We start from the raw sequence: 2,999 nt of genomic DNA, 5'->3' as shown, positions 1-2,999 counted from the left end.
AAGTTATACAAGCAATTGATAGATTTCAAGAAGAATATACGATTAATAATACGATTTGGTTACAACTGAAATGTAGGTGTTCTCCTAAACAATGTAGTGGATTTGGTAATGGTTCAGGAAAAAATACCTCACCAGAACAATTTAATAAATATGAATATCCAGGGTTACATAGATCATTATTATTTGGATTTTGTGCGCTAAACTTTTATTTAAGTAGACAAAATGTTTATAAGTTTAGAGAAATTTCATCGGGATATAGATGTTCTTTGCATAAGGAAGGAGGAACTACTTCTAATCACAGAGGAAAAGCTTTAGATATTCAGTTTAATAAAGGTAATTGGGAAATCAGACATCGATTTTACATTAATATTGAACCCTTAATGTATATTCGTGATAACTTCTTTGCAACTTACCTTAATGCGCAAAACAAATGGGCAAATAGCAACCTTTTTAGCACTGAGCCAATAGGTTTAAAAAAGGATAATTCAATAATAGATAGAAATCATACATATAGTTGGATTCATATGGATGTTAGATCATTTGAAAAACAATATTTATTAGATGAATATTTTTGTACTGATGCCGCAACTTTAAATAAAGAAAAACTAATTACCCTTATTAATAAATAAGAAAAATAGAATAAATTAGAGGAGGAAATAATGCTAACAATACTAAATCGTTTTTTCGTTTTATTTTTTTGTTGTTTTATCGCATTAGCAGTAAGTGCGAATGAAATAAAAAATGATCCCAATACATTAACAAAGCAGGATATTACAGAGTGGCAATTAGTTGATATTACTTATTTACCCGATACTCCACTTAAACATGAAGCTTTATATACACGACTTAACGAAATAAAAAATATATCGGTAAAAAGTTCAGACAGCAAATTAATATTAGATGAAAATCATATAATTAATGTACATCAAGTTACCGACAATTTATCCCTACGCTCCCACGAATTGTTACAAAAAGTATTGGAACGTTTAGAGTTAACGGGTAATCAACAAGAAAATCAATATTTTGATTTTGTAACATTACCTAAGCAATATAATTTAAATCCCTCATTAGTGCTTATTTCCGATTACCTTTTTTTATTTACGAATGATGATATTGTTTTGGCGTTTAAATTAAAGCAGAAGATGCGTGAAACGCTAGCAACTATTTATGAAAAATTAAATATTATAGATGTTCCATTGAATAATTATTATTGGGGTGATGAAGTTAATAGTAACAATGATATTTTTTTACCAATAACGGATAAAGTTGATCCTTTTGTTGAAGGAAAGTTTGACGATGGTTGTTTTGATGAATTTAATTATTTTTTTAAAGGAATGATGGATGATGGTTGTTTTAGGGCATTGAAATTAAAATCTTATAAAAAAATAAAATTATTATTGCTGTCCTCCGTTGCTATTAATTCAGCAGAACGTTTATCATTAATTAGCCTTTCGGATGATTTTAATTTGATTGATAGGCTAGAAATAGGTGAAACTAGTGAGCTGGAGGATGGAGGTATTTGGAGTAAATATTTTATCGATAAAAATTATCGCATAACAATCAAACATTTTAACTCGCCATATGATTACAAGAAAAGACCAACCGCTTTAGTCAGTAAAATTCACTATGTCATTAATAAACAAGGAAAATTTGTTAAGATAAAAAGATAGTTTTTAATTGCAAATAGGCAAAATTAATTCAAGTACGTAAAAAAACATTTTCACCTATAAGGTTAGGGGGAATGTTTCTAATCCTGAGAATAATGAGGATTTCTTTACAATTCGTTTATGCTTCAAAATAAGCCGTACTGGGTAGAAAGCCATTGTCTTCATTATTGTAAAAAATAGCTAATGAATAATTTTAGGATATATTATGATAAATAACTATATAATTTATTTAGTGTTCGGTGTAATTCCTTTTTTTGCTTATGCACAAGAACCCCCTATTCAACATCATGTAAACACAATTATCCAACAAAATAATAAAAATGCCTGTTTTGAAAAAAGTACAGATACTTTACCATTAAATAAAGCACATAAAAATACACAATATAATTTAACTAATAATGAAAATTGCAAGATTAAAGATTTGGCATCATGGAATTGCGAAATAGATTTTCGTTATATACCTCTACCATCAAAAAATGACATTAATATGATTTTGGTGCCACAGGATTGTGGTGATTTTCCTTACAGACTTTATTTATTGACAATAAAAGATAATCAAATACGATCAGATTTATACGTTGAAGGTGAATGGTACGAACCAGGAAATAATGAAAATCTAATTGAAAAAACACATTTTACTATTTCAAAGGATTTTATCATTACCGTTACAACAGAATATGATAATAATTTAACAATTAAGCATTATTATTTAAATCAAGATGGATATCTTAAAGAAAAAACCAACAATAATTAAATTACTTTTTATCATACCTGAATTTAATTACATCATCAGTTACAGCTGATGAAAAAAGTAGAAACCATTATCGGCAGCGTGATACGCGAAAAGGGAAAAAACACAAAATTTGTGGATTTATTGCTCAAAGGCAGTAAAGTTCGTTTAGGTAAATAAGAAAATTACACCCCAAAGATGCACGCATTACACCAAATTTTGACAGGAACACTGATATATTCAACACAACGAAAAAAAGGTCTACCGCCACCTACTTTTACAGAAAGGGATTTAAAGGAAGCGCTACGCCGAAGTTGGGCCGCAGAGCGGATAGGGCATTTACTGGTAAAATATGAAAGTGAATGGTATGCCGATGAAGCATTAAGCAAATGGAACGAAGTTGATGAACTGTTTGAAGAAGAGAGACAACAGAAAAAAGAGATGATTGAAGCAGGCTTAAACGAGCTCGGCATCACCCAACCTTACCTACGTGATTATGTCTTCAAGTTGGTGGACGAAGCGTTTAAATATATTCAAACTAATTGGAAAATAGAAAAAGAGCAACGCATTAAACCGTCACTGTGGTGGAAAGAAGTGGCACA

General features: G+C 29.8%; 3 protein-coding genes and 1 pseudogene. All 4 read left to right on the top strand.

Features of this window, described 5'->3' with window-relative positions; all coding sequences use genetic code 11:
- Positions 1-629, top strand: a pseudogene (locus A9G45_RS14285) (hypothetical protein); the annotation flags it as partial.
- A gap of 30 nt (positions 630-659) precedes the next feature.
- Entirely contained in the window at positions 660-1,670 is a 1,011-nt protein-coding gene (locus tag A9G45_RS02965; protein ID WP_065567488.1) for a hypothetical protein, read from the top strand.
- Positions 1,671-1,872: 202 nt separating this feature from the next.
- A complete protein-coding gene (locus A9G45_RS02960; protein WP_081297797.1) occupies positions 1,873-2,421 on the top strand; it encodes a hypothetical protein in 549 nt (182 codons plus the stop codon).
- Between the two features lie 174 nt (positions 2,422-2,595).
- The coding region (locus tag A9G45_RS02955; RefSeq protein WP_141673579.1) for a hypothetical protein at positions 2,596-2,999 on the top strand (404 nt) is incomplete at its 3' end.

It is taken from the genome of Gilliamella sp. HK2 (assembly GCF_001690265.1).
In the GTDB taxonomy this organism is placed as follows: domain Bacteria; phylum Pseudomonadota; class Gammaproteobacteria; order Enterobacterales; family Orbaceae; genus Gilliamella; species Gilliamella apicola_C.
Note: the sequence above shows the minus strand (reverse complement) of the source record. Positions and strands in the feature narration are given on the sequence as shown.